Source organism: Streptomyces sp. NBC_00631 (assembly GCF_045206895.1).
GTDB lineage: Bacteria > Actinomycetota > Actinomycetes > Streptomycetales > Streptomycetaceae > Streptomyces.
This window is the reverse complement of record NZ_CP107734.1, coordinates 486,378-512,405: the sequence shown is the minus strand read 5'-3', so window position 1 is coordinate 512,405 and position 26,028 is coordinate 486,378. Positions and strand designations below refer to the sequence as shown.

Below are 26,028 nucleotides of genomic sequence, written 5' to 3'. Positions count from 1 at the left end.
GGTCCGGGCATCCCGAAAGGGCGGCACCCGCCCGGGGTGCCGCGTCAGCGAGGGGGACTGTCAGGATCGGCGGCTGGTCGAGGCCCTCGGGATCAGCGTGGGCGCGTAGGTCAGGGTCTGGGGCGGCTTGCCGTCGATGGCGCGCTGGACCAGGGTCACCGTGCCCTGGGCGATGTCCCGGAACGGGACGCGGACGCTGGTCAACGGGACGGGGAGGCGGGCGGCCACGGGCGTGTCGTTGTAGCCCACCAGGGAGAGGTCCTCCGGGATACGCAACCCCTGGCGACGGGCGGCCGCCATGACGCCGATGGCGGTGTTGTCGTTGACGCACAGCACAGCGGTGGGGCGAGGGGTGTGCGACAGGATGTGGGCGGCGGCGTCCTCGCCGCTCTCCATGCTGAAGCCCGACACGCGCACCAGCGCGTCGTCGACCGGAAGGTCCGCCTCGGTCATGGCCGCGCGGAACCCTGCCGTACGGCCGAGTGCGCTGGAGGCGTGGGACGGGCCGGCCACTACGGCGATCCGGGTGTGTCCGAGGTCGATGAGGTGGCGAGTGGCCAGATAGCCGCCGAGGCGGTCGTCGCCGACCGCTGCGGGGCCGCGGCCGTCGGTGCGCATGGCCAGGGCGTAGGGGACCTCCTGGTCCGCCAGGGTGCCGATGAAGGTGCCGGCGCCGTCGAGACGGGCGGTGGTCAGCACCATGGCGTCGACCCGGCGCTCCAGCAGCAGGCGCCCGCCCGCCTCCTCTTCGTCGGGGTCGTCGCCGGTGGTGGCGACCAGGGCGAGAAGGCCCTGTCCCCGGCAGGCGGCGGCGATCTCCTCGTACAGCATGGCCATGACCGTGTCGGTGAGCCGGGGCACGATCACGCCGACCGTGCGGGTGCTCTGCCGCCGCAGACTCGACGCCGACGGATCGGGGGTGTAGCCGACCTGCTGGGCGATGGTCCGGATGCGCTCCGCGGACGCGCTGCGGGAGAACGGATGCCGGTCGTCGAGGGCACGCGACACGGTGGACGGGTTGACGCCCGCCGCGCGTGCCACGTCGGCCATGGTGGGCCGGCGCTTTCTGCCGCTGCCGGCTGATCGTGCCGTCATGCCGCTCGACTCTCCCTTCGCCTGTTCACTCGGTGCCTTGCCATCGTCCAGGGGGTTGACGCGCGAAGAAGCCCGAACTCATGATGCATTCGTTCGTGCAATCGTATGCACACTATGCCATGGCCCGACAGCGGCAGAACCCCCCCCGGCATCCGGCAGCCCACGATCGACCAGCGTCGACTCGCGCGCCGCTCGCCCCTGAGTGAACAAGGCGGTTCACGCAGATGACAGACACCAACACCTCCACGTCCCCGCAGTACTCACCCGCCACCGCACCGCGGTACGCCCGTCGCGAGACGGGCCTCATCCTCGTCTTCGCCCTGCTGGGCACCCTCTTCGACGGCGCGGAGATCAACCTCGTGGGCTATCCCATGGCCTACATCGCCGACGGCCTGCACGTGTCGACGATCCAGATCGTCTCGATCGTCACCTACCAGGGCTTCGCCTCCATCGCCGGTGGCTTCCTGTTCGGCTGGCTCGGCGACGCCATCGGCCGCCGCAAGACCTACGCCATGTGCGTGCTCGCCTTCGGCCTGGCGGCCCTCCTCGGGGGCTTCGCCACCGACTGGACCACCTTCCTGCTCACCCGGCTGCTCGCCGGGATCGGCATGGGTGGTCTGTTCGGCCTGTCCTTCTCGATGTTCACCGAGTGCTGGACGCCCCGTCGGCGCGGCGCCATGGGCGGCGCGATCCAGTCGATGTTCTTCGTCGGGCAGATCATCACCGTCGGCGTGATCTTCGCCTGCGTCTCGGCCCTGGGCCGCGACGCCGGCTGGCGCGCGGGCTATCGGCTGATCGGCGTCGTGAGCCTCGTGGTCGCCGTCGCGGCGGCGTTCTGGCTCCCGGAGTCCCGGCACTGGGCCGAGTACCGGCGGGCGTTGGCGGCCGGCGAACTGCCCGAGCGGTTGCGTCCGGCGAAGATCCCCTTCAGCGACCTCGTCAGGGACGGCAACGCCCGGCTCTTCCTGACCTTCTCGGGCATCGCCACGGCCACCTTCGTGGCGAGCAACGCGATCGGCGCCTATCTGTCGACGTACCTCCTCAAGGGCCAGCATCTGCCGTTCGGCCGGGTCACGGTGATCGTGCTCATCGGATACGTCGCCACGATCCTCGCGTACACCGCCACCGGTTGGGCGTCCGACGTGGTCAGCCGCAGGCGCGCCTATCTCTGGGCCAGTGTGGTGGGCACGGTCGGCTTCGCCTGGTTCCTGGTGCTGGTCACCTCGGGAAGCGATCATGTGAGCACCCGGTTCTGGGCCGACCAGACCTTCTGGGCCCTGGTGGTGTGCGCGGCGGGCTTCGGCGGGTTCGGCGTCATGGGCGTATGGATGTCGGAGATGTTTCCCACCCGACTGCGCGCGACCGGCTCCAACAGCACGTATTACATCGGCCGTGGGCTGGGGGCCGGTGTCTTCCCGCTGGCGGCGCTGGGTCTGGCCGGCACGGTACCGCTGGCCCTCGGCCTCGGCGTGATCGGCCCCGCCCTCGGCCTCGTGCTCAGCCTCACCGCACCGGATCGCACCGGCAGGGCCATCCAGTCCCTGGAGTAGCGGCTGATCCCCGGACGGGCCGACCGTCAGGATTTCTGTGTCTGCTGTGAGTCCGCCAGATAGTCGACGATATTGTTGACGATCCTTCGGGGTGAAACCTAGGGTCTCTCCATCACCGCGAGGGTTTTCGAGACACCAAGGGAGAAAGATCAGTGAAACGCCGGAGTCACCTTGCCGGGATCGTCGCCGCAACCGCCGTTCCCGCCGTGGCCGGGTGTTCCTCCGGCCGCCGTCCTTGCCGACGGCGCTGATGTGCTGTGCCGTGTAGCTCTTCAGGAACGCACGGTCGGCGCCCAGGACGCCCTCCCGGGTCAGGTCGCGGCTCACCGGGAATGGACAGCCGGTCCAGCGGCAACTGCACCTCCCCGTCCACCCGTTCGTCGCCGATGTCCAGCAGGACCGCGGAGGTGGCCATCGGGTGTGCGCCGGCCGGCGGCGCGAGAACGCCGGCCAGCAGGAGGGCCGCGAGAAGGAACGCGGTCAGCAGACGGTACGTCGGTTTGGTCATGGTCCTTCCGGTCTTCTCGCTCCTCCTCACCCGTCGCTTCCGTCAGTTCCAGCCGTAGTCGGCGCTCTCGTCGCGGAAGATCGTGTGCTGGTGGACGCCGGGGTCCTCGTCCGCGGGCTGGTTGGAGAACTCGATCCAGGCGGACGGGCCGTCGAGGCGCACATACGTGTTGACGTCGTTGATGGTCGTCCCGCCGCTCCAGCTTATGTACGTCTTGTCGTACTCGGAGACGTACTTGGCGAGGAGCCGCGCGGCGGCCTTCTCGTCCAGGTCGTCGACCCAGGCGGCGAGCATCGCGGTGACCTTGGCCCGCTGCTTCTTGCTCAGGCTGCTGACGAGGACGCCCTCGGGCTCGGCGGGGAAGGGGCCGTCGTTGCCGGGGCCGAGCAGCAGGTCGTCGAAGCTGCCGTCGATCGGTACGGCCGTGCCGCACGGCACTGGGCTCTACATCTGGTCTGCCCCCTCCGGGATACCGATCCTGTGGGCGCTGGCCGGCCCGAAACTCGGCGAACGCGAAGTCCCGGCCGCCATGTGCCCGGGCCACGGGGCCCCGGGTACTCTCCGCTCAGCCGGCGTTGAACGCCTCCTCGACTGTCAGCGTGTCCTCGTACAGGTGCATGCGGACGATCCGGTTGCCCTCGACCATCAGGTGCATGGCTGCCGGAGTGGTGAACTGCTTCCCACTGGCCACGACGGTGTGCGTGAAGACTGCCAGCAGCACTACGTCACCACCGTCGACGATGGCGCGCTCCAGCACGACCTTGCTCCTGCCGTGCGCGAAGTGCGGCCACATCGTGGTGAAGTACGGCGCGACCTCCTCCCGGCGGGTACGGCGCCCGGTCCAGGGCAGCGCGTCACTGCCGGGCACGTGCCAGTCGATCTCCTCGGCGAACAGTTCCTGGATGCCGTCGGGGTCCTGCCTGCCGAGGCGCTCCACGAACTTCTCGGCCACGGTCCGCGAGGTCTGAGTATCAGTTGCCATCGTCCTTGTCCTTTGTCTTTTCGTACGCATGAGGTGTGCCGGTCGGGCCTCAGCCCTGGAACAGGAAGTGCTTGCCGCTCAGCGGCTCGCCGAGTTGCATGAGCGCCCCGCCTCCGCGCAGCACAACAAGGTCGACGGGCGCGCCCTCGGCGGCGAAGCGGCGGGCGATCGCCAGGCCGATGCCGCTGGAGGCGCCGGTGACGAGGGCGGTCTTGTCGTCCAGCTCTCCCATGAGACTCTCCAATTCCTTGATGTAACCATTTTTGTTACATCGATGAGCGTGGGATGCGATCCTCCTCGATCAGGGGTCGACGATCCGAGGTCAGGCGGCTTTCAAGACGTCCCGCAGCACGTCCTCCAGCGTGGTCTTGGCCAGCTCCCTGCGCAGGGCGGCCTCCACACCGTCGTACACGGCGGTCATTGCCGGCCCGATGCCGTGGCCCACGACGCACTCGGGGTCCGGTGTCGCGCGATGCAGGGCGAAGACCGGTCCCGGTTCGATCGCTTGGTAGACATCGAGCAGGGTGATCGCCGCCAGGTCCCGCGCGAGCATCCAGCCCGCCCCTGCCCCCCGGCGCGATTCGGCCAGGCTGGCCTTGCTCAGCTCGGCCAGCAGGCGGCGGATCACCACCGGGTTGGTGTTGACGCTCGTCGCGATCTGCTCGGAGGTGGCGACCTCGTGGCCACGGCGCTGATACAGCCCGATCCATGTCAGGGCGTGCGCCGCGATGGTCAGTCTGCTGTTGGCACTCACGTCGGACTCCACCCCCCTCGGCTCTAGTCGTAACAATAATAGTTTCAACTACATGCGGCAAGTCCTGTGGGGCTGGCCGGACCGGCCTCGTCAGCCCGCCTGGCGCGTGTACCTGGGCTTGTTCGCCCACGGCGGGACGGGCTCCCGGCTCGGTTCCTGCCCGGTGCCGTCGAGCACGCCGCTGCGGCGGAAGGCGGCCCGGTAGGTCTGCGGGGTCGTGCCGGTGACGCGCTTGAACCGTTCTCGGAAGGCGGTTGCGGATCCGAAACCGGCCTGTACGGCGATGCGTTCGATGGGATGGTCGCTGTTCTCGAGCAGGTACTGGGCGTGTCGGACGCGTGCGCGGAGCAGCCACTGCAGCGGGGTCGTGCCGGTCTGTTCACGGAAGCGGCGGCTGAAGGTGCGGGTGCTCATGGCGCAGCGGGCAGCCATGGCCTCCAGAGTGAGATCCTCACCGAGGTGGTCCTGGATCCAGGCCAGAGTCGGTTCCAGAAGTGAGCCGCGAGGCAGCGGCGGAGGCTCGTGGACGATGTACTGGGCCTGGCCGCCCTCACGTTCCAAGGGGGTGACGGCCAGTCGGGCCGCGTCCGCCGCGACGGCCGAGCCCAGGTCGCGGCGGACCAGGTGCAGGCACAGGTCCATGCCGGCGGAGGCCCCGGCAGAGGTGAGCAGTTGGCCGTTGTCCACGTAGAGCACGTCCGGGCGCACTTCGATTTTCGGGTACTGCCGGGCGAGCTGATCGGCAGCGATCCAGTGGGTGGTCGCCGCCAGGCCGTCCAGCAGGCCCGTGGCGGCCAGGGTGAAGGCGCCGCCGCAGATCGAGGCGATGCGCGCGCCATGGGCGGCGGCGTCGCGCAGCGCCTGAAGAGCCTCGGCCGGGGGCGGGCCCGCGTGCTCCTCCCGGCCGGGCACGATGATCGTGTCGGCGCCGGCAAGGCCGTCCAGCCCCCAGGGCGCACGGATGGTGAATGTTTCGGTCGGCACCTCCGGCCGGGTACCGCAGACACGCACCCGGTAGGGGCGACGCCCGTCCGGCAGGCGCACGCGCCCGAACACCTCGACCGGGATGGCCATGTCGAAGGCCACCGTCTGATCCAGCGCAAGAATCGCAACCGTGTGCATCCGCGCAGACTACGCCCACTTCCAGCCACAACACATCGCACAGGCCTGACGGTTGTGTGTCAGGAAAGCGCTGTTCAGCGAAGTGGCGAGAACTCGTTGAGTGGTGTCATTCAAGCCCATGGTTGAGGTCTGTCGTGCCGCCTAGCGTGAGTGCGGCAGTCAAGGACCGAGGGAAATGAGAGTCGCCGATGCTGGCCCAGTTCGTCCTCTTCGATGGTTTCGACCCGTTGGACGTCATCGCTCCGTTCGAGGTCTTCAGCGCCGCCCGGACCTTCACAGATCGGGTGACCGTCGAACTGGTCTGTGCGGAAGGAAGCAGGCAGGTGCCGAGCGGAATCCCCGGCGTCGCGTTGCCGGCCTCCGCCCGTCTGGCTCCGGATCGCGCGGACCTGGTCGTGGTGCCGGGCGCGGCCGGCAGGCTCCCCGGGCAGCGCGCGGACGACTCCGCCGAGGAACAGATTCCCGCGATCCTCGGCCGTGCGCTGACCACGGAGCTCCCGAAGTTGCTGGCCGACGCGCTGGCCGCAGAGGGCACCACGGTGGCCACGGTCTGCGGCGGGTCACTGGTGCTGTCGATGGCCGGGCTTCTGCAAGGCCGCCACGCCACCACCCATCACCAGGGTCTGGACCTGCTCGGCGCGGGCGGGGTGCACGTCGCCCCGGGCCGTGTCGTCGACGATGGCGACCTGGTCACCGCTGGCGGCGTCACCTCCGGCCTCGATCTGGGCCTGTATCTGCTGGACCGGGAGGTCGGGCCGAAGGTCGCGCTCGCGGTGGAGCAGCTGTTCGCCTATGAGCGCCGCGGCATTGTCTGGCGCGACCAGGGGCCCGCGCCGGTGTCCGCCGCCGGCGGCGCGGAGCAGCCGCGGTGACCAAGCTCCTGCTCATCCTGCACGTGCTCGCGGCGATCATCGCCGTCGGCCCGGTGACCGTGGCGGGCAGCATGTTTCCCGCCGCGGCCCGCCGTGCCGCCGGCACCCCCGACCGGCAGGAGGCGATCGCCACGGTACGGGTACTGCACCGCGTCTGCCGGGTCTACGCCGCACTCGGCCTGGCCGTTCCCGTCCTCGGCTTCGCCACCGCGAGCGAGCTGCACGTCCTGGGCAGCCCCTGGCTGATCACCTCGATCGCGCTGACCGGTGCCGCCGCACTGGTGCTGGCGCTACTGGTTCTGCCGACCCAGGAACGCCTCCTCGCCCACCTGGCCGCATCCGCGCCGGGGACGGCGGCCGTCGAGCGCGCGCAGACCGCGCGCCTGGCCATGCTGACCGGCGTCTTCAACCTGCTCTGGGCGACGGTCACCGTCCTGATGATCCTCCGCCCCGGCTCCACCACTGGAGTGTGACCCATGACCGCCGACTCCGCACCCGCGCCACGGCTCGCACGCAGGCCGCTGCGCGCTTCAGCCATCATCGAACTGGTCAGCCTCGCCGTGCTGTTGGTCAACATGGCCACCGGGAACGCCCAGCAGATCGCCGCGCTGTTCGGCCCCCTACACGGGGTCGCCTGGCTCTTCGGCATCCTGGCCACCTGGCGCGACCCACAGCGCAGCACCGGCGCCGCGCTGCGCGCCGTCATCCCCGGCATCGGGGGCCTGCTCGCACTCCGCGCCCTGGAGCGCGCCGGAACACAGCCCGCTCCGGACGCCGTGGCGGGGGCACGATGAGAGCCCGCCTGCCCGCGCTCGCGGCCACAGCGGCGCCCACCCTGGCGTTCGTGGCCGCCTACGGTGCCGACGGGCTGCGGACCGCCCTCGTGGCGACCACGGCGGCCGGAGTACTGGTTCTCGGCTGTGGCCGGCGAGCCCGCCGATACCTCCAGCATGCGGCGGTGGGCGCGCTGCTGGCGGTGACCTGCGCGGCCGTGGCAGTCGGTACCGGGCAGGCGCGGGGCTTCTTCCTGCTGCCCATGCTGCTGCCCGCGGCAGCGTCGGCGGCCTGCCTTCTGTCGGTGCTGGCAGGCCGCCCCCTGGCCGGCATGGTGGCGAACCGGGTCGTGGGCGGCCCACCGCACTGGCGTGCGCACCGGCCCCTGCACCGTTTCTATCGTTGGACGACGCTGCTCATCGCCCTGGTGTCCCTGGCGAGTCTGGCGGCGCAGGCCGCCCTCTACAGCCGTGCGCAGATCGCCTGGCTCGGTGTCCTTCACATCGTCATGGGAGCGCTCTGGCCCGGGATCACCGCCGCCACGCTGGCTCTGTCGCGTGTGGCCGTGGCCCGCCACCGGGAGTCTGCCGCCACGTGCAGGTCAGACCTCCAGGAAATCGCAAGCTGAACTGCTCCACAGGCCAGTTTCTGCGCAAGGCGCTCCATGGCCTGGTGGTCGTGGACCGGACCGTGCCGGCAGGGCCCGAGGAGCCGGCCTCGCCATACGGCAGGCAGGACCATGCGCAGCCACAGGAACGACGTGAGGTCGTGCCCTCGACGAGACCCCGCTACGGCCGACCCTCGTCTTCCTCCGTCGCACGCTCCTGTGCCGCAAGGAGCCGCAGGGCCCTGTCGTCCTTGCTGCCGGGCTGTGGGAAGTACACATACAGCACGTGCCCCTCGGGGCCGGCGAGTGCGAACGTCTCGAAGTCGAGGGAGAGGACGCCGACGTCCTCGACCGCGAGCCGTTTCTGGCCCGCCACGCGGTCGTACACGTCGTGCGAGTCCCACAGGGTGCGGAACGTCTCGCTGCGTTCCCGCATGCTCGCCACGAATCTATCGAGTTCTGCGGGCCGGCCTGCTGCGGTGGTGCGCAGACCGGCGACGGCCTGGATGGCGATGTCCTCCCAGTCGAGGTACACGATTCGGGCGCGCGGGTCGAGGAAGGTGAACTCGATCAGGTTGTGCCCCGGGCTCCACGCCGGGTTGACCCGGGCCGCGAGGGCGGTGCCGGCCAGTACGTCGCGACGGGGACCGACGACGAAGGCGGGCAGGTCGACCCACCGTTCCAGCAACACCATCACTCCCGGCCGCACTGCGTCGACCGTGGCCGGGCCGCTGCCACCCGCCGGCGCAAGTGACGGCGCCACCATGGACCAGAGGTAACTCCGCTCGGTGTCGTCCAGGCGCAGCACGCGGGCCAGCGCTTCGAGGATCTCGCGGGAGGGGTGCCGGTCGCGGCCCTGCTCGATGCGGGTGTAGTAGGAGGGACTCACGCCCGCGAGCAGAGCCAACTCCTCACGGCGCAGTCCCTTGACCCGGCGCCGTGTGTGGCTGACAACACCGGCGGAGGAGGCATCGATCCGCTCCCGGCGGCTGCGCAGGAAGGAGCCGAGGCGGTTGTCGTCCTGGTCATCGTCACGAGCCATCCAGCCGGATTCTACCGGCGCCGGATGCCGCCCCGTGCCGTCCCGCTCACGGCCGACGCCACCGAACCTGACCCTCCCAGAGCCACCCTCAAGGGGGCGTGGCACGCGCGCCGAAGCCCTGTTGCACTCAAGACATGACGAACGGAGCCATTGCAGTACCCAATGAACCGACCCGCGCCATCGGCGCCACCGAGGGGACGCCGGTGTGGCTGATCACCGGATGTTCGAGCGGCCTGGGACGGGCCCTGGCCGAGCACGCCCTCAAACGCGGCGACCGGGTCGCGGTCACCGCCCGCGACGCGGCGAGCGTGACCGGCCTCGCCGCCGCCTACGGGGACCGCGCGCTCGCCCTCCGGCTGGACGTCACCGACTTCGAGTCGGTGACCGCGGCCGTCGAGGCGTGCGAGAAGGAGTTCGGGCGCATCGACGTCCTGGTCAACAACGCCGGCTACGGCTACCTCGCCGCCATCGAGGAAGGCGAGGACGCCGCTGTCCGGGACCTGTACGACACCAACGTGCACGGCGTGGTCACCGTCCTGAAGGCGGTACTGCCCGGCATGCGGGCCCGTCGTTCGGGGCGGATCGTGAACATCTCCTCGTTCGGCGGTCTCGCGGCTTTCGCCGCGACCGGCTACTACCACGCCACCAAGTTCGCCCTCGAAGGGCTGTGCGAGTCGCTGGCCGCGGAAGTCGCCCCCCTCGGCATCGCGGTCACCATCGCCGAGCCTGGCGGCCTGCGCACCCAGTGGGCCGGAACCTCGATGCGACAGTCAAAGACGCGCCTGCCGGACTACGAGGAGACCGCGGGCAAGCGCCGGTCCTCCACCCTTGCGGTCTCCGGCCGCCAACCCGGCGACCCCGTCCGCGCCGCAGCCGCGATCGCCGCCGTCGTGGATGCCGAGAAGCCGCCGCTGCGACTCCTGCTCGGCTCGGACGCACTCGCCGGCGCCCGCGCTCGCCTGGACCGGATGCGAGGCGAGATCGATGCCAACGAGACACTCACCACAAGCGCGGACCTGGAGCAGGCATGAAGGCCGACAGCGAGACCAAGGGTGAGAACACCGCCGGGCCCAAGGGAGCATTCGTGGTGATCGGGGCCGGCCCCGGGCTGGGCGCCGCGGCAGCGCGCCGGTTCGGCCGCGAAGGGCATCCGGTCGGGCTGATCGCACGCGATGCCGAGCGCCTGGAGCGGATGGCGGCCGACCTGACCTCCAAGCTCCCGGCGACGGTTGCAGCCCCGGCCACCGCGACGGCGGACGTGACCGAACCTGATGAGCTGGCCGCCGCGCTCGGCATGCTACGCAAGCGGCTCGGCCCCATCGAGGTGGTGCTGTTCAGCCCCCGGCCGAGTCTGGAGTGGATCAAACCAGTACTGGACACCGGGCCGCAGGACGTCGCGAACGCGCTGGCCCTCAGCGTCGTCGCCGCCACGGCGGCGGTCCATACGGTGGCCGCGGACATGCGCCGCCGTGGCCGTGGCACGCTGTTGTTCACCACCGGCGGCGCTGCTGTCGAACCGCACCGCGACCGCGCGGTGTCCGGGATCGCCTACGCGGCCGAATCGGCCTACGTCCGCATGCTCCACGACGCGCTCGGCAACGAGGGGGTATACGCCGCACAGCTCACGGTAGTTGGACCCATCGGCCCTGGCGCCCGCCACGAACCGGACGCGGTGGCCGACAGGCTGTGGCAGCTGCACACCCGGCGCGACCAGCCGCTGCTCGTCCTGCGCTGACGAGGAGCGAACGCTGTCCGCCGTGCCGAGCGACGCCGCACGGCCCGGCATCAGCCTGACTCTGCCGAGGATCATCGAGGTAAGCAGCTGACGGCCCATCACTGGCGAAGCGCCGTTATTCGGAAGCTGCATTCCCCACCCTGGTCCACGGCCACCGAACCTTCGGTGCCAACGACGGCACCCCGCGGCGGGATATCGACCCCTGGAAGCGGATCGAGGATTGGCGGCGCGCCATCACCTACCTGGAATTGCGACCCGAAGCCGACGCCGATCAAGGGGCTGGCCGTTCGGTCGAGATGCCCGAACGGTCGCCCGGCAGGACGGTCTGGGCGCTTGCCTGCCATGGGCCGCCCAGACCGGGAGGAGCGCTGTGCTGCGCTCGGGCACTACGGGATGGTGCTCAGGCGCCGGCAGCTCGGCGGGTTGCAATGACGACAGGGTGGTCCGGCATGTCGGCCCAGGCGATCTCGAAGTAGTTGCCTTCTGGGTCGCAGAGGTAGGACGAACGTCCGGCGAAGAACTCGGCGTCGACGGGTTCCTTGGTGACGCGGGCGCCGGCGGCACGCATCTGCTCGGTGAGCCGGTCAACCTCGTCCGCGCTGTCGACCTGCACGCCGATGGTGAACCGGATGCCTCCGGCGCCCGGTTCGGGTTCGGTGTTCCCGTCGTGGGCGAGCTGTGCGAGGGGGAACAGGGCCAAGACGATGCCGCGAAGTTCGAAGGCCACGAATTCGCCGTCGTCCATGATCTGCGGCCAGCCGAGCGTGCGGTAGAAGTCCCGCAGCGCGGGGAGGTCACGCGCACCAAGAGTGATCAGGTTCGCCAGTGGTGGGGATGCGTTCATGGCGTCGAGTATTCGCTGGGGGTTCGACTCGGAGCGCGCCTCGATCCGGTTGCGGCCGAACAGAGCCCGCGATGCCGCAATTTTGAGATTGTACGGATCTGCCCGGTCGGTACCGCCGAGCCGATCGACGGCGAAGACGTGGCTTTCCCGGAGCGCCTCCTGGCCCAACGAGGCCCGACGCGCCGCCCGCGCAGAGAGCGACCGCCACATCGTGAACAACGCGGCCTTCGTCTTCCCCCCAGCCAGCGCCACCTTCAAGTCGTGGGAGTCCGCGTCGGCCTCGGCCGCCGACGGGACGTGGCAACCCGGTGGGGCTGCGGCCGCCCGTCCGTCTCTAACACTGGGGCCCGTCTTCAAACGGATGCCCGGAGCCGGCCCGGGCACGGTCGTACTCGCGCAGCAACGCGTCTATCGGGAGCATGAGTTCGCCTCGTCTGTGGTCAGGGACGCTGTCACCGCTCGCTCGGCGGCGGCGAGGGCGCCCTCGATGTGCCCGGCGTACCGGGTGGCTGTCTCGGTCGACGCCCAGTGCAGCCTGCCGTCCAGAGCGGGCTGCTGATAGAGGGGGTGCCCGAACAGGGAGTAGTCGCCCAGGCGGTGCACGGCGGGCGGAGTGGTCCACCGCTCGCCGCTCCAGTTCTGTATGTGGAGCGTGTCGGGACGGGCGGCGGCAGGACCGAAGAGCTGCGCCAGCTGGGCAGTCACCGCCTGTTCGAATCCGGGGCCCACGATCTGGGCCGCGGCGAAGCCGAACAGCGCGGGAGGCTGCCCGTCGGGACCCGACATGTCGTGCAGCTCCTGCAGTGGGCCGGTGCTGCTGGCCGCCGCCCCCGCGAGTCCCGCGTCCCGCCAGAAAGCGGCCGGGTAGCGGGCGACGACCTTGGCGACCGCCCCCATCCACACCGGGGTCGCCCGGGCGAGGCGGACCAGTTCCGGCGGCAGCCGCGAGTCGAAGTCGATGCGCGCGAGGGCGAGAGCGGGAGGCAGGGCCACCACGACCTGCTCGGCGTGCAGCACCGCGCCCGGCGTACGGACGTCGACACCGCCGGTGGCGTGAGGGCGGATCGCGGTGACGGGACTGTCCAGCCGTACGACGCCGGCGGGAAGTCCGGTCGCGAAGGCGCCGGCGAGGGCTTCGGCCCCCGGTGCGAAGCGGTGCGCGGGGGCGTCGATCAGGTTGCCGGGCAGCCGTCGTACGCCGGTGGCGTCCTGCACCAGCGTGTCTCCGGCCAGGTGCTGCTCGAAGGTGTCGATGCCGAACCGCGCTACGAGATCCTCGACGCGCCGCTCCCCGCCCCAGAACCAGGTGGCCCCCAGGTCGAGGACCCCGGGTGGAGCGTGCGTGCTGAGCAGACGCCCGCCGACGCGGCTGCGGGCTTCCAGGCACACGGTGTCGCGGCCGGCGGCGATCAGGGCGGCGGTCGCGGCAAGACCGGCGATCCCGGCACCGACCACGACGACGTCGTGATCGTCATGCTGGAGCATCTGCGGCTCCCTCTCTGCTTCTGTGGCGCCGGTCAGGCGCCGGGAACGAGGACCATCCGGAAGCGGGCCCTGCCCTCCTGCTGCGTGTCCAGCGCCTGCTGTGCCCGCTCCAGCGGGACGGTCTGCACCTGGGGGCGGATGCCGTTGGCGACCGCGAAGCGCATGGCCTGTTCGGTGTCGGCGGGGCTGCCGGTCAGATGACCGGTGACACTGCGCGCGCCCATGACGAGCTTGGCCAGGGGGAGTTGGAGGGGAGATCCGTCGAAGCCGACGACGGTGAGCCGCCCGTGCGGGGCGAGCCCGTCCACCAGCTCGGCCAGCGGCTTGCTGCTGGAGGCCGTGGACAGGATCACCCGTGCCCCGCCCAGCTTCCCGAGTTCGGCACCGGGCTCCTCCCGCTCGGTGTCGATGTAGTGTCGCGCGCCCAGCTCCTCGGCGAGCCCTCGCTTCTCCTCGCCCCGGCCGATCGCCACCGTCTCGAACCCCATGGCCGCGGCGAACTGCACCGCCAGATGTCCCAGACCGCCGATCCCCAGGACGGCGACCAGGTGGCCCGGCCCGGCGCCGGAGTGCCGCAGGGCGTTGAAGGTGGTGACGGCGGCGCAGCCGAAGGGCGCGGCCTGCGCCGCGGACAGGCCCTCGGGAATCCGGGCGAGGGCGGCGGCGGGAACCGTGAGGGTGCTCGACCAGCCACCGGGATACGACAGGCCCGGGATCCTCCGCTGCGGACAGTGGACGACATCCCCGGTACGGCAGGCGGAGCAGTGCCCGCAACTGCCGCCGAACCAGCCGACGGCCACCCGTTCCCCCACCTCCCACCCCTGCACCTGGGGGCCCATTTCGACGATCACGCCGGCGGCCTCGTGGCCCGGAGTGACGGGGAAGCCGGTCGCCGGAGCGGGATTGCGGACCGTACCGATGTCGGCGCCGCAGATACCGGTCGCCTCGACGTCGATCCGCACCTCGCCGAAACCGGGTGCCCTCTCCTGCACCGGAACGACCCGTACCGCGGCCCCGGCCCCGGCCACTTGCGCGGCCTTGTGAACATGGTTGGCGTCCAGGGACACGAAAACCTCTCCTTGGAAATCAAAACGACGCGGATATCCCACGGAATATCTCGCGCGTGGCTCCTTGTGCACCGTAGGGCGTCCCCGACGAGCCCGGTAGAGGATCATGGTGAATGGGGGTATAAAGAGCGGCTATAGCCATGAGGGGGTAGCACCATGAACATCGAGGGGCTGCGCTATGCCCGGGCCGTCTCGACGACGAAGTCGTTCAGCGCGGCCGCCCGGGCCTACGGCGTCACCCAGCCCGCCCTGTCCAACGGCATCGCGCGGCTGGAGCGGGAACTCGGCGTCACGCTGTTCGAACGCTCGCCGCGCGGGGTGCGGCCGACAGCGGACGGCACGCGGGTCCTGCCCATGATCGACCAAGCCCTCGACGCCCTGGACGCCATCGTCGCGGAGGCCCGGCGGCTGGCCCAGCCGGCGTCCGACATGATCCGCATGGGCGTCTCTCCGCTGATCGGGGCCGCCCTCGTCGCCCGGGCCTTCGACGCAGCCCGCCACCTGGACCGCCCGCGCGATCTGGTCCTGCGCGAGGCGGATCTCACCCACCTGCGTGAGGACCTCAAGGCAGGGCTCCTGGACATCCTCCTGGTGCCGGCCGTGCAGGCCATGCCCACGTTCCGGCATCGCGTCATCGCCCGCGAACCGGTCGTGGTGATCGACCCGGCCGACTCCCGGACCGAGGGCCCGGTCGAGCTGCGGGCCGCGGCCGACGCCGCCTACATCCTCGTACCGGACAGCTGCGGACTGACCACCTTCACCACGGAACTCTTCCGCAGCCACGACCTGCCCCTGCGCACCTACCCCGGCGAGGCCTCCAACTACCGTGTCCTGGACGAGTGGGCGCGCATGGGTGTGGGCGCCGCGCTGCTGCCCCAGTCCAAGATCACACACGACCACGGCGGCTCCCGTCCCCTCGTCCGAGCCGGTGCCCCCGTGGAGATCGCCTACGAGGCCGTCTGGGACAACGACACCCCGCTCGCGGCCGACCTGGAGGACTTCGTAGCGGCTCTTACCCCACATCCCGAAGAGAGCCAGGCCGATTGACGCAGATTATGGCTCCTGGGCTCTGCCGGCACCTCTACCGGGCTCGCCCGCAGGAATCCGCACCGCGTATATGACGCATCCCCAACTCATTCCGGAAACCGTCTTCGAACTGTTTCCGGTTGAGCCGACCGGCGGCGGAGACGAGTCGCAGCCGCAGGCGTTTGGGCTCCCAGCGCGGGCCCCTCCAACTACTCGATCTACTCGATCGTGAAGCCTGAGAACCCGTCGTCCCTGAGATCGTTGCCGCCGTTGGTGCGGAACGCTGGCCTCCCGTCTCCTGCGGGCTTAACCTGCGGCCATGTGGGGGCAGGGATCTTCATGGAACAAGAACAAGACGTCTCTCGCAGTGCAACGTCGCAGGCTCGACCGGCAAGTGCGTCGTTCGCGGCGACAGCTGCCGCCCTCCCCGATGGAGCCCCGGTCTGCCCGTCGCCGGATGAGGCTGGGGCTGGGGATCGTGGGCGCGGCGTGGGCGACGGTCGTCCTCGCGGATGCGGGGCTGATCCGAACCCATGTGTTGAAGGAGACGGACACCGGGATCGCCACCGGGGCCGGATTCGTCGCTGGAGTGCTGGCATACATGATCTGGTTCGGGGATGCGGGCACGCCGCACGTCTCCACCGCCGAGGGGAGACGGCTCGTGTCTGCCCGCACGCTCACCGGGGTACGCACGATTGAGCTGGACGCTCTGGCCGGTGTCCGCCGGTTCGCTGCGATCGGCCGATACGGCGGCACGATCGATGAGTTGCGCCTGCGGGACAGCCACGGGCTGCGTCTGACGATCGGCCGTGACACGCGGGCGGAGGACGCCATACGCCGCGCCGTCGTGAGGGCGGACGCGTCCGGCGCATCGGTCAAGGTGACCAGGCATGCCCGTAGCCGCCTGGGCTTGGATCCGAGCTCATCCGTTCCCCGCTTCGTGCACTTGTTCTTCGGCGTGTGGGTCATGCTTGCGGCGCTCCTGCTCCCCGCGCTGGGCAGCTACACCATCGCCTGTTTCTTGGCGGGAACCAGCGCGTGGGTTTCGCCGTCAGGTCATTGACCACAACGCACGCCGTCGTCCTCGCTGCGTGATCGTATGGTGTGCGCGACTTCAGCCGACGCTGGGGCCCGGGAGCTGTTCACGGATGGTCTCAAGATCGGACCTCGTGCGCCCGTGCGCGCGGATCCAGGAGTGGTCCTGAAGGCCAGCCCGCCGAACCAACCGGCATGGAGTCGCGTACCGGCCTCACCGCCGCCGATCCGTCAGCGGCACAGCCATCCTCCGGCTCCACCGGACGGCCCGTCCACGAGTCGGTGAACCAGCGTGCGTTCCACGGTTCGGGGCGGCAGCGGAAGCCGATGGCGGCAAGCAACCCGCCTGCGGACCTTGTCGATCACAGCGAAGAGCACCTCGATGTCCACACAGTCCATCGCGGCCGGACCCGGCACCGCGGTCCACTCGTCGGAACAAGGGCATGCCCCATCTGTCCCGTCTCAAGTGATCTGGTCCGAAGCCGTGGTTGTGACCTGGGGCGACCAGAACGGTTGAGACAGCTGGGTGGACGAGAATCTCAGTTGTTCCGGACCCTGTCGTATGAATACTGGCTGTCGTGTCAGTTGATCCGGTCTGCTTCCGGTGTTTCGAGTTGGACCAGGGGAAGGCCTGCGATCATGACCATGCACGATGACGAAGTGGACGTGACCACCGACATCGTTGCGACCTTGATCCAAGAACAGTTCCCTCAGTGGAGCGGCAAGGCGATCCGACTGCTGTCGTCGACGGGGACGGTCAACGCCATCTTCCGCATCGGCAACGACCTCGCTGCGCGTTTCCCACTGCGTCTGGCCGATGCCACCGAGGCGCTGGCGGTTCTGGAACAGGAAGCCCAGGCGAGCGCGGAGCTGGCACAGGTGTCCCGGTTCCCCGCCCCGGAACCCGTCGCCTTGGGACAGCCCGGGGCGGGTTACCCCATGCCGTGGTCGGTCCAGACATGGCTGCCGGGAACGATCGCCTCCGATGCCGACCCGAGTGGGTCGGACGCTTTTGCCGAGGACCTTGCGGCCTTCATCTCAACCCTGCGGAACGCCGAGACGCGGGGGCGGACATTCAGCGGCGAGAATCGTGGCGGCGTTCTCGCTCACCACGACAGTTGGATGGCGAAATGCTTCGAAGAGAGCAAGGGGCTGCTCGACGTGCCCCGGCTGCGCCAGGTGTGGAGCCGTTTTCGCGCGTTGCCACGCACGAGCGCCGATGTGATGAGCCATGGTGACTTGATTCCCGGCAATGTACTGGTCGTGGGAGACCGGCTCAGCGGCGTACTCGACACCGGCGGCTTCGGCCCGGCCGACCCCGCGCTGGACCTGGTCAGTGCGTGGCACCTGCTGCAGCCGGGCCCGCGGGAAGTGCTCCGGCGGACACTGGGCTGTGACGACCTGGAGTGGGAGCGGGGCAAGGCATGGGCGTTCGAACAGGCGGTGGGTCTTGTCTGGTACTACGTCGAGAGCAATCCGACGATGAGCAGAATGGGGCGCCGGACACTCGACCGCATTCTGGAGTCGACGAAGTGATGCCCCCGATCGTGGGCCGTGACAGAGATGATCGCTTGCCGCACACCGGCGGTGATCACCCGCGGCCGCACCCGTTCCCGGACCAGCCCCGACCAGCCAGATCAGGATCAGGGCCCGAGCACCGACTCTGGAGTCGAATCGACTGATGGACATGTCCTCCCGAGAGATCCGCATGCCCCTCAACGAGGTCGTCGCAGTGCTGCAGGACCTGAACGAGTTCGTCGTCTCCCTCGACCGGCTCGGATCCCGCCAGGCATCCGGAACCGCCGACGAGTACACCGTCGGCAGATTCATCGCAGACTGGGATGTCGCTCGGCGACTGGCCCGCGCCCGACGCGTCATCAGCGTCGCGCTGGATGCGCAGCTGAGCGAGGAAGACAACGCCGACATCGACACCCTGTGCGACCAGGGCCGCTTCTACGGCACGGACCGCTCCGTCAGTCCCTCCACCGACCAGATCCGCTGATCATGAAGCAGTCTGCGAGGGGTGCGGTTCGCCGTCACCAGCCGCCGCCGCGTTCCGCGTCTCGCCGGGGCCGCGATCGCCGGGTTCCGCCGCCGGGCATTCAGCATGCGTGGAGGGACATGCGGCGCAATCGTGCATGGACATGGTGGTTGCCGGTGAAAATAGAATGCTGAGCCCTGCGGGAGCGGCGGGCCGCGACCGGTCCGTGAGGGGGAGCCGACCGCAGGACAGGGGCGAGTTCGTACCAGCGTTTCGAGATCGTCAGGGCGGCATGCGCGGCGAGCCGGGGGACCGGTGGACCCATGGGTAGTTCGGGGGGCGTTCATGGATCCGGCGGAGCCCGCACCGGAGTTGATTCACACGACCCGTGATTTCGCGCGGGAATTCACCCGGTTACGTACGCGGGCCGGCCTCAGCATGCGCGCGCTGGCGCGGGCAGCGGACGTGCCCTCCAGCACCATCGGCGACTATTCGTCGGGCCGTTCGCTTCCGTTGCCCGGAGACATGGAGAAACTGCGCGCGCTCCTGGTCAAGCTGGGGGTCACGCAGGAGGCCGACCTCAAGGCATGGACGGATGCCGCCCTGCGCGCCCGGGCCCCCGTGGGCCGTCAGCGCCGCTCGGCGCCCATGCCCTACCGGGGACTGGCGAGCTTCGGCGTGGAGGACGCGCGATGGTTCCACGGCCGCGACGAGGTGACGGCGGAACTGCTGGCCGCGGTCTCCGAAGCACAGCGCGGCGACCTTCCCGTCATCCTGGTCGGCGCCTCGGGGTCGGGGAAGAGTTCACTGCTGCACGCGGGCCTTCTGGCCGCACTCGCGGGGCCGTTGCTCACCTGCTCGCCGGGCGACCGGCCGCTGGCGGGACTGGCCGACCGGATCGCGCAGGCCACCGGCCGCCCGGCGCTCGACCCGGACCTGCTGCGCGAGCGGCCGGAAGCCGTCGCCGAGGAAGTGGCCGGCCTCGGCGAGACGGCCCTGACCGTCGCGGTGGACCAGTTGGAGGAGATCTTCACCCTCTGCCCCGACGAGGAGGAGCGCAGCGCGTTTCTCCTCACCCTCGCGGCGCTGGCCGCCGCGGACACCGGCTCGGGGAGCCGGGTGCTGGTCGTCCTCGCCCTGCGGGCCGACTTCTACACCCAGGCGCTTTCCCATCCGTTCCTCGCCGCCGCCCTGCGCAGCCGGCAGGTCGTCGTACGTCCGATGACGACCGGCGAACTGCGCCAGGCGATCACCGGACCCGCCCGGGAGGCCTCCATCGAGGTCGACGACGGTCTGGTACCGCTCCTGCTGGCCGACCTCCAGCCGGGCGGTGCCGGTGCCGCCGCCCACGACCCCGGAGCGCTGCCGCTGCTCTCGCACGTCCTGCTCACCACGGCCGAGCGCTCCGGCGGCAAGCGTCTGACCGTTCCGGACTACCTGGCGAGCGGCGGCATCCAGCACGCCCTCGGGAACTCCGCGGAGAGCGTGTACCGCGCTCTGGGGGACTCACGGCAGGAAGCCGCACGCCGGCTCTTCCTGCGTCTGGTCCATCTCGGCCGGGACACGGCCGACACCCGCCGCCGTGTCCGGTGGGCGGAACTGGCCGACGCCGAGGGCACGGTGCCGACCGACATGGACGAGGCGCTCGCGTCCTTCGTGGCGGAGCGGCTGCTGACCGTCGACTCCACGTCGGTCGAGATCACGCACGAGGCGCTGCTGGGCGGCTGGCCGCGCTTGGGGCAGTGGGTGGAGGCCAACCGGGCCCGGATGCTCCAGCACCGGCGCCTGACCGACAGTGCCTTCAGCTGGCAGGAAGCGGGCCGGGACGCGGCTGCCCTGTCGCGGGGCGGCCAGCTGGCGCTCTTCCGCGAACTGGCCGGCGACGCCGGCTACGGCGCTCCGCTCAGCACGCTGGAACACGAGTTCCTCGACGCCTCGACGGCGGAGGAAGAACGGGTGCGCGCCGCGGACCGCCGTACGGTACGGCGGCTGCGGCGCCTGTCGGTGGCCCTGGTGATCGCGCTCGTGGCCACCCTCGCGCTCGGCGGTGTCGCGGTCCGGCAGCGATCACAGGCGAACAGCCAGCGCGACCAGGCGCTCTCCCGGCAGATCGCGTCCCGGGGGGAGCTGCTGCGTCGGCAGGACGTGTCGCTGGCGGCCGGACTGGGCGTGGAGGCCTATCGGATCAGCCCGACCACCGAAGCGCGCGCCCTGCTGCTGGAGACATCGGACACCCCGACGGCCGTACGCCTGGACCGCGCGCACGGTGTCATCCAGGCGGTGCCCGTCAGCTCCCGCCACGTCCTGGCCTCGGCCGCCGCCGACGGGACCGTCCGGCTGTGGGACGTCAGGGGGGTCCGGCCGCGGCTGCTGAAGCTGATCCGGCTCGCTGCCCGGACCGCCCTGTACGCGGCGGCCTTCAGCCCGGACGGCAGGCAGCTGGCCGTGGCAGGACAGGACGGTCGGGTACGGCGCTGGGACGTCACCGACGCCGCTCACCCGGTGCCGCTGGGTGCGACCTCGGGCGGCGCCGGCACGGTCTACACGCTCGCCTACAGCCCCGACGGGCGGACCCTGGCCGCCGGCGCGAGCGACGGCTACCTGCACAGGTGGCAGGTCGGCGCCGATGGCGCACTCACCGCCCTGCGCCCGCTCACCGGTGCCTCGGCGGCCGTCCAGACGGTGGCCTTCGCCTCCGACGGCCGCACAGTGGCCGCCGGGAGCGCGGACGGCCGCACCTACCTGTGGCAGCCTCGCCTGTCGACCGCTCCTGCATGGACCAGCAAGGTCACCGGCACCCCGGAGACCGTCTTCTCCGTGTGCATCAGCCCCGACGGCTCCCTCCTCGCTGCCGGGAGCAAGGACGGGTCCGTGCGGCTGTGGCACCTCGGCCGGCACGCGCTGCCGGACCGATCCCTCCCCTCGCCTCCGCCGGCGACCAGCTGGGTCAACGCCCTCGCGTTCAGCCCGGACGGGAACCTCCTCGCGGTGGGCAGCAGCGACACCTCCGCCCGGCTGTGGGACGTCAAGGCCGCCCAGGTCACTGCCGTCCTGCCGCACCCCGGCCCGGTCGCCGCGCTGGCCTGGGACGGCACGCAGACCCTGGTCACCGGTGCGGGCGACGGAGCGGCCCGGCTGTGGCGGCTGCCAGTGCCCTATCTGCCGGGCAGCGGGGTGGTCGCCAGCGTCGCCTACCGTCCGGACGGGCGAGTGCTCGCGGTCGGCAGCGGGGTGCTCCAGCTGTGGGACACGACCAGGCACCGGCCGCTCGGACCGGCGGTGAAAGGCCCCACCCCCGCCAACGCGATCGCCTTCAGCCCCGACGGCAACACCCTGGCCGCCGGGTACGACGACGGCACGATCCGGCTGTGGAACGTCCGTGACCCGCGCAGGCCGGTCCCGGTCGGCAGCCCGGTCAAGGGCGGGGGAGGGCAGGTGATCGAGTCACTGGCGTTCCGTCCGGACGGCGGCCTGCTCGCCTCCGGCGGTGACGACCACACCGTGAGGCTCTGGCGGACAGCGCCAGGGCAGACCCCGACGCTCGAAGCCGGCCTGCACGGTCCGCAGAACTACGTCTTCTCGGTGGCCTTCAGCCCCGACGGGCGCACACTGGCGGCCGGCAGCACCGACCGGACCGTACGACTGTGGGACATCGCGCCCACCGGCCGCGCGACACCACTGGGCCGACCGCTCACCGGCGCCGACGACACCGTGTACGCGGTGGCCTTCAGCCCGGACGGGCACACCCTGGCGGCCGGAAGCGCCGACCGGACGGTCCGGCTGTACGACGTACGCCATCGCTCGGCGCCGCGCCCCCGAGGCGTGCTGGAAGGCCCGGTGGGATACGTCTACACGCTCGCCTTCGGCCCGGACGGCCACACCCTGGCGGGCGGCGCCACCGGCGAGGTCTGGCTGTGGGACGTGTCCGACCCGGCGGCGGCCCGGTTGCGCGGCACCCTCGGCAATCCGTCCGGCCACGTCTACTCCGCCGCCTTCAGCCCGGACGGCGGGGAACTCGCGGCCGGCGGCGCGGACGGCTACGTCCACCTGTGGTCGACCTCCCCCGACGCGGAGGCCGCCCGGCTGTGTGCCGCACAAGCGGCAGCGGTCGACCAGGACGAATGGCGGCGCAACGTCTCCTCCACCCGCGGCTACCGCGCCCCATGCCCCGGACGGCCCTGACCGGGCCGTCCGGAGAATCCGCTCCCACCTGCCCGGACATACCGGCCCGCCCGATGGCGAAAAGTCCGGACGGATCCGGACAGCCCCGGACGCAGACAACGCGCGGAAGGCGCCGCTAGGTTCCGGCCAAGCAGGAGCAGGCGACGACAGGCGCCGCCACCGCATGCGGCATGGCGCCCGACGCCCGACGCAGGGGGAACCCATGGACCACCGCACCACCCGGCGCACCCGCGCCCGCTGCGCCGTACCCGGCCCGGGAGGCCACCGCGCGGGGACGCTCGCCGGATTCACCCGCGATCCGCTGGCCTATCTCGCGGCGCTGCGACAGACCTACGGCCCCGTGTGCCGGCTGCCCGTACCGGGCAAACGCATCGTGCTGGTCGCCGACCCGGCGGGCGTGCACGCGGCGCTGACCGACCGGACCGGGGCGTTCGTGAAGGGCAGGCCCGAGGACGGGTCCCGCTCCGCGTACGACACGCTGCCCCTGCGGCTGCTCGGGGACGGCATGCTGACCAGTTCCGGCGCGACGCACCGGGACCAACTGCGGCGCATCGCACCGGGGCTGGGCCCGCACCGGATGCCGGCGCTGGAGGGCATCTTCGTCGAGGAGGCCGAGGCACTCGCCCGGCGCTGGGCCGCGGAACCGGGCGTCCGGGACGTGCAGCAGGACCTGGCTCGGCTGGCCCTGGCGGTGATCTGCCGCACGCTGTTCGGGTGGACCATGCGCGAGGAGGAAGAACTCCTCCTGACCCGGGCCCTGGCGGCCGGGACCCGCTGGAGCATCCGCCCTTTCGTGCCGGGCGCCCGGGTGCTGGACCACCTTCCGGTGCCGCGGACCGTCGGCTGGCGACGGGTACGGAGAGACGTCCGAGGGGTCTTCGACGAACTCAGCGCACGTCCGGCCGGCTGCCCTGGCGGCACCGTGCTCTTCGACTCGATCCGGGCCGGGCGGCACTGTCCCACCCGGGGCAGTCGGGCCGAGCTGGTGGTCGACGAGACGCTGACGCTGCTCGTGGCCGGGCACGAGACGACCGCCAACGGCCTGTTCTGGTGCCTGGAGCTGCTGGCCCGGCACCCCGAGGCGCAGGCCCGGGTCCAAGCGGAGATACGCGCCGCCGCGCGCGGCGGACATCCCGTCGGGCTGCGTGACCTGCCCGAGCTGCCGTACACCGGCGCGGTCTTCCGCGAGGCCCTGCGCCTGTACCCGCCGGTGTGGCTGACGTCGAGGACACTCACCCGCGCCGCGGTCCTGGCCGGCTGTCGGCTGTCCGAAGGCACGGTCGTCCTGGTGAGCCCGTGGGTCACCCACCGCGACCCCGGTGTGTGGTCCTCGCCCGCGGCCTTCCTGCCCGAGCGCTGGCTCGACCGCACGGGACGCCTGACCGACAGGGCCGCCTATCCGGCCGACGGCACCCGCCACCGCCGCTACCTCCCCTTCGGCGCCGGTCCCAGACGCTGCGCCGGCCAGGTCTTCGCCGAGACCGAGAGCGTCATCGTCCTCGCCGCGCTCCTGCGCGACCAGGTTCTGGAGCCCGTCGCCGGACACCGCGCCACCCCCTGGCCGGCCTACACGCTGCGCCCCTGCCCGCAGGCCAGGCTGCGCGTGCGTGCCGTACCCGGCCACCGACGCCGCCCCGCACGCCTCGCACCGGAGGGCCGGTCATGAAACCGATGCCCGTCACGAGGGCGTGGAGCTGTCTGACCGTGGCCGCGCTCCTGACCACCGTGGGCGCCTGCGGCACCGTTCAGCCGTCGGACTCCGGGGCGACGACGCCCGCGACCACGCGCCCGGCCACGACAACCCCGGCCACCCCGGCCACCCACACCCCCACCCCCACGCCGGTCGCACCGACCCCGACCGACCTCCCCACGCGGATGGAGCAGGAGGGCTACCGCGGCGCGAACACCTTCACCGATCCGCACCACCCCGGCACATCCCGACGGGGGCCTCGGGTCCAGCCGATGACGTTCGCGCCGGTCATCTGCCGGGTTCTGGCGCAGGAGACCCTCACCGCCAACCCCGACGGGTACTGGTATCTGCTGGGCGGCACATGGCACGGAAAGTACTGGGCGGTGGCCAACACCTTCTGGAACGGTGACGTACCGGGGCACAAGCCCTACACCCACAACACCGACAAGTCCGTTCCACTGTGCCGGAGTTCCTCGTGAGGGCGCGGCACGACCGGAGCGTGCTCGCCGTACTGGCGGTCTTCGCGTTCCTGCTGACCGGCTGCTCGGACAGCCCCTCGCGGACGCACCCCGCCCGGTCCGCGGCGGCGCGGCCCGGCACGTCCACGGCGTCGGCCCCGTCGCCGAGGTCGGCACTGCTCACCCCGGGTGACCTCCACGGGCCGTGGTCCGGCCAGTCGACGCCGCTGCGACTCGGCTACGACGTGCGCGGGTGCCCCGCCGTCACCGAGGCGACCGAGCCGGCCATGCGGTCCGGTGAGACCTACGCCGAGACCAACCTCCAGGCCTCACCGACCGGCCCGTTCCTCGACGAGGCGCTGACCCTGGGCCCCGCGCGGGGCGCGCGCTCCGACGCCGCCCGGCTGAGCGCGAAGCTGGTCGGCTGCCGGCACCTGACGCTGGGCCACGGAGCGCGCAGCATCTCCCTCGACCTCGTCCCGGTCGCCTTCGTCCATGGCGCCGTCGCCTCGCGCATGGACGGGCAGTACTCCGGGCTGCCCGTCACCGGCTACGTCATCTACGGCCTTGTCACCGGGCGCGCCGCCATGGCGCTGCTCTACCTGGGCTTCACCGCTGTCTCGTCCGACACCGTGTACGAGATCTACCGCACCGCCTCGGCCAAGGCCCGGGCCACCCTGAAATGAGGACCACGCACTCATGGAACTGCAAGCGCGGGACGAGACACCCGGCATCGTGATCACCCTGTCGGCCGCCGCACCCGGTGAGGAACTGCGCCGCCTGCACGTGGCCCTGCTCGAAGACGAACGGCTGAGCGACGTCACACCGCTGCACAAGCCTCTTCTCCCGGGCCGCATGGGGCCCGAACTGTGGGGCCTGCACCTGTCCTCGCTGCGTCCGGACGACGTGGCGGCGCTGCTCTACGCCGTCGCCACGTGGCTGCGCCACCGAACCGGCGACATCAAGGTGACCTTCGAACAGAACAAGGACGGCAGGAAGATCACCGTGGACGCCACGCGCGTCAGGAAGGACGACCGGCGCGAACTGCGGGAGACCTTGCGGACTCTGGCCGGGGACCTCCTCGCCCCGCCCGACGGTACGGCGCCGGCCGCCGGCCCCGGCGGGCAGACCGCGGACACACCACACCACGAGCCGGCCCGCACCGCCCCGGAGCGGACGGGTGCCGAGAACGCGTCCCGGGCTCCCGGGGAAGGGTGAG

General features: G+C 71.1%; 25 protein-coding genes and 1 pseudogene. 16 read left to right on the top strand and 10 right to left on the bottom strand.

The window, feature by feature from the left end; translation table 11 throughout:
* Positions 1 to 60 precede the first annotated feature (60 nt).
* Positions 61 to 1,095 (bottom strand): LacI family DNA-binding transcriptional regulator, encoded by a 1,035-nt coding sequence (locus OHB00_RS02675; RefSeq protein ID WP_406430788.1) that lies wholly within the window; start codon positions 1,093 to 1,095, stop codon positions 61 to 63.
* 224 nt (positions 1,096 to 1,319) lie between these two features.
* Between OHB00_RS02675 and OHB00_RS02670 the strand changes: the two genes are divergently transcribed.
* Positions 1,320 to 2,645: an MFS transporter gene (locus tag OHB00_RS02670; RefSeq protein ID WP_406430787.1), complete on the top strand. Its 1,326-nt coding sequence runs from the start codon at positions 1,320 to 1,322 to the stop codon at positions 2,643 to 2,645.
* A gap of 550 nt (positions 2,646 to 3,195) precedes the next feature.
* Here OHB00_RS02670 and OHB00_RS02665 read toward each other — a convergent pair.
* From OHB00_RS02665 to OHB00_RS02645, 5 genes and pseudogenes are all read right to left on the bottom strand, one after another.
* Positions 3,196 to 3,591 (bottom strand): DUF3500 domain-containing protein, encoded by a 396-nt coding sequence (locus OHB00_RS02665; RefSeq protein ID WP_406430785.1) that lies wholly within the window; start codon positions 3,589 to 3,591, stop codon positions 3,196 to 3,198.
* Between the two features lie 127 nt (positions 3,592 to 3,718).
* A complete protein-coding gene (locus OHB00_RS02660; protein ID WP_406430783.1) occupies positions 3,719 to 4,135 on the bottom strand; it encodes a nuclear transport factor 2 family protein in 417 nt (138 codons plus the stop codon).
* Between the two features lie 127 nt (positions 4,136 to 4,262).
* Positions 4,263 to 4,367: pseudogene (locus OHB00_RS02655) on the bottom strand (SDR family NAD(P)-dependent oxidoreductase); the annotation flags it as partial.
* 90 nt (positions 4,368 to 4,457) lie between these two features.
* Positions 4,458 to 4,889 carry an Rrf2 family transcriptional regulator gene (locus OHB00_RS02650; RefSeq protein WP_406430781.1) on the bottom strand — a complete coding sequence of 144 codons (432 nt, stop codon included), beginning with the start codon at positions 4,887 to 4,889 and terminating at the stop codon, positions 4,458 to 4,460.
* Positions 4,890 to 4,979: 90 nt separating this feature from the next.
* Positions 4,980 to 6,011 carry a GlxA family transcriptional regulator gene (locus OHB00_RS02645; RefSeq protein ID WP_406430779.1) on the bottom strand — a complete coding sequence of 344 codons (1,032 nt, stop codon included), beginning with the start codon at positions 6,009 to 6,011 and terminating at the stop codon, positions 4,980 to 4,982.
* Between the two features lie 188 nt (positions 6,012 to 6,199).
* Between OHB00_RS02645 and OHB00_RS02640 the strand changes: the two genes are divergently transcribed.
* From OHB00_RS02640 to OHB00_RS02625, 4 genes are read left to right on the top strand one after another with little or no spacing between them, the layout of a single operon-like run.
* Positions 6,200 to 6,883: a DJ-1/PfpI family protein gene (locus OHB00_RS02640; RefSeq protein ID WP_406430777.1), complete on the top strand. Its 684-nt coding sequence runs from the start codon at positions 6,200 to 6,202 to the stop codon at positions 6,881 to 6,883.
* On the top strand, positions 6,880 to 7,356 hold the full coding sequence (locus tag OHB00_RS02635) for a hypothetical protein (RefSeq protein ID WP_406430775.1): 477 nt from the start codon (positions 6,880 to 6,882) through the stop codon (positions 7,354 to 7,356). The genes OHB00_RS02640 and OHB00_RS02635 overlap by 4 nt, the downstream gene beginning before the upstream one ends.
* A 3-nt stretch (positions 7,357 to 7,359) precedes the next feature.
* On the top strand, positions 7,360 to 7,677 hold the full coding sequence (locus OHB00_RS02630) for a hypothetical protein (RefSeq protein WP_406430773.1): 318 nt from the start codon (positions 7,360 to 7,362) through the stop codon (positions 7,675 to 7,677).
* On the top strand, positions 7,674 to 8,285 hold the full coding sequence (locus OHB00_RS02625; protein ID WP_406430771.1) for a DUF3159 domain-containing protein: 612 nt from the start codon (positions 7,674 to 7,676) through the stop codon (positions 8,283 to 8,285). The genes OHB00_RS02630 and OHB00_RS02625 overlap by 4 nt, the downstream gene beginning before the upstream one ends.
* 160 nt (positions 8,286 to 8,445) lie before the next feature.
* Here OHB00_RS02625 and OHB00_RS02620 read toward each other — a convergent pair whose 3' ends face one another.
* Positions 8,446 to 9,306: a helix-turn-helix transcriptional regulator gene (locus OHB00_RS02620; protein WP_406430770.1), complete on the bottom strand. Its 861-nt coding sequence runs from the start codon at positions 9,304 to 9,306 to the stop codon at positions 8,446 to 8,448.
* A gap of 134 nt (positions 9,307 to 9,440) precedes the next feature.
* Here OHB00_RS02620 and OHB00_RS02615 point away from each other — a divergent pair, with 134 nt between their 5' ends.
* The gene (locus OHB00_RS02615; RefSeq protein WP_406430768.1) at positions 9,441 to 10,337 is read left to right on the top strand and encodes an oxidoreductase; all 897 of its coding nucleotides are present in this window, start codon (positions 9,441 to 9,443) and stop codon (positions 10,335 to 10,337) included.
* Positions 10,334 to 11,041, top strand: coding sequence for an SDR family NAD(P)-dependent oxidoreductase (locus tag OHB00_RS02610; RefSeq protein ID WP_406430766.1), 708 nt, complete (start codon positions 10,334 to 10,336; stop codon positions 11,039 to 11,041). The genes OHB00_RS02615 and OHB00_RS02610 overlap by 4 nt, the downstream gene beginning before the upstream one ends.
* A 400-nt stretch (positions 11,042 to 11,441) precedes the next feature.
* On the opposite strand, the gene OHB00_RS02605 is transcribed toward OHB00_RS02610, so the two are convergent.
* From OHB00_RS02605 to OHB00_RS02595, 3 genes are all read right to left on the bottom strand, one after another.
* On the bottom strand, positions 11,442 to 12,137 hold the full coding sequence (locus OHB00_RS02605) for a VOC family protein (protein ID WP_406445587.1): 696 nt from the start codon (positions 12,135 to 12,137) through the stop codon (positions 11,442 to 11,444).
* A 156-nt stretch (positions 12,138 to 12,293) separates the two neighbouring features.
* Complete coding sequence (locus OHB00_RS02600) at positions 12,294 to 13,370, bottom strand: flavin monoamine oxidase family protein (protein ID WP_406430764.1); 1,077 nt, start codon at positions 13,368 to 13,370, stop codon at positions 12,294 to 12,296.
* 32 nt (positions 13,371 to 13,402) lie between these two features.
* A complete protein-coding gene (locus tag OHB00_RS02595; RefSeq protein ID WP_406430762.1) occupies positions 13,403 to 14,437 on the bottom strand; it encodes an alcohol dehydrogenase catalytic domain-containing protein in 1,035 nt (344 codons plus the stop codon).
* A 156-nt stretch (positions 14,438 to 14,593) separates the two neighbouring features.
* Between OHB00_RS02595 and OHB00_RS02590 the strand changes: the two genes are divergently transcribed.
* The 9 genes from OHB00_RS02590 to OHB00_RS02550 all read left to right on the top strand — a co-directional run bounded on the left by OHB00_RS02590 (position 14,594) and on the right by OHB00_RS02550 (position 26,027).
* Positions 14,594 to 15,484 (top strand): LysR family transcriptional regulator, encoded by an 891-nt coding sequence (locus OHB00_RS02590; RefSeq protein WP_406430760.1) that lies wholly within the window; start codon positions 14,594 to 14,596, stop codon positions 15,482 to 15,484.
* Between the two features lie 436 nt (positions 15,485 to 15,920).
* Positions 15,921 to 16,526 carry a hypothetical protein gene (locus OHB00_RS02585; protein ID WP_406430758.1) on the top strand — a complete coding sequence of 202 codons (606 nt, stop codon included), beginning with the start codon at positions 15,921 to 15,923 and terminating at the stop codon, positions 16,524 to 16,526.
* A 611-nt stretch (positions 16,527 to 17,137) separates the two neighbouring features.
* Positions 17,138 to 18,034 (top strand): aminoglycoside phosphotransferase family protein, encoded by an 897-nt coding sequence (locus OHB00_RS02580; protein WP_406430756.1) that lies wholly within the window; start codon positions 17,138 to 17,140, stop codon positions 18,032 to 18,034.
* A 151-nt stretch (positions 18,035 to 18,185) separates the two neighbouring features.
* Positions 18,186 to 18,500: a hypothetical protein gene (locus OHB00_RS02575; protein WP_406430754.1), complete on the top strand. Its 315-nt coding sequence runs from the start codon at positions 18,186 to 18,188 to the stop codon at positions 18,498 to 18,500.
* A 324-nt stretch (positions 18,501 to 18,824) separates the two neighbouring features.
* A complete protein-coding gene (locus tag OHB00_RS02570) occupies positions 18,825 to 22,661 on the top strand; it encodes a helix-turn-helix domain-containing protein (protein WP_406430752.1) in 3,837 nt (1,278 codons plus the stop codon).
* 202 nt (positions 22,662 to 22,863) lie between these two features.
* Complete coding sequence (locus tag OHB00_RS02565) at positions 22,864 to 24,327, top strand: cytochrome P450 (protein ID WP_406430750.1); 1,464 nt, start codon at positions 22,864 to 22,866, stop codon at positions 24,325 to 24,327.
* Positions 24,324 to 24,830 carry a hypothetical protein gene (locus OHB00_RS02560; RefSeq protein WP_406430748.1) on the top strand — a complete coding sequence of 169 codons (507 nt, stop codon included), beginning with the start codon at positions 24,324 to 24,326 and terminating at the stop codon, positions 24,828 to 24,830. The genes OHB00_RS02565 and OHB00_RS02560 overlap by 4 nt, the downstream gene beginning before the upstream one ends.
* Entirely contained in the window at positions 24,827 to 25,495 is a 669-nt protein-coding gene (locus tag OHB00_RS02555; RefSeq protein WP_406430746.1) for a hypothetical protein, read from the top strand. The genes OHB00_RS02560 and OHB00_RS02555 overlap by 4 nt, the downstream gene beginning before the upstream one ends.
* Positions 25,496 to 25,508: 13 nt before the next feature.
* The gene (locus OHB00_RS02550) at positions 25,509 to 26,027 is read left to right on the top strand and encodes a hypothetical protein (protein WP_406430744.1); all 519 of its coding nucleotides are present in this window, start codon (positions 25,509 to 25,511) and stop codon (positions 26,025 to 26,027) included.
* Position 26,028 lies beyond the last annotated feature (1 nt).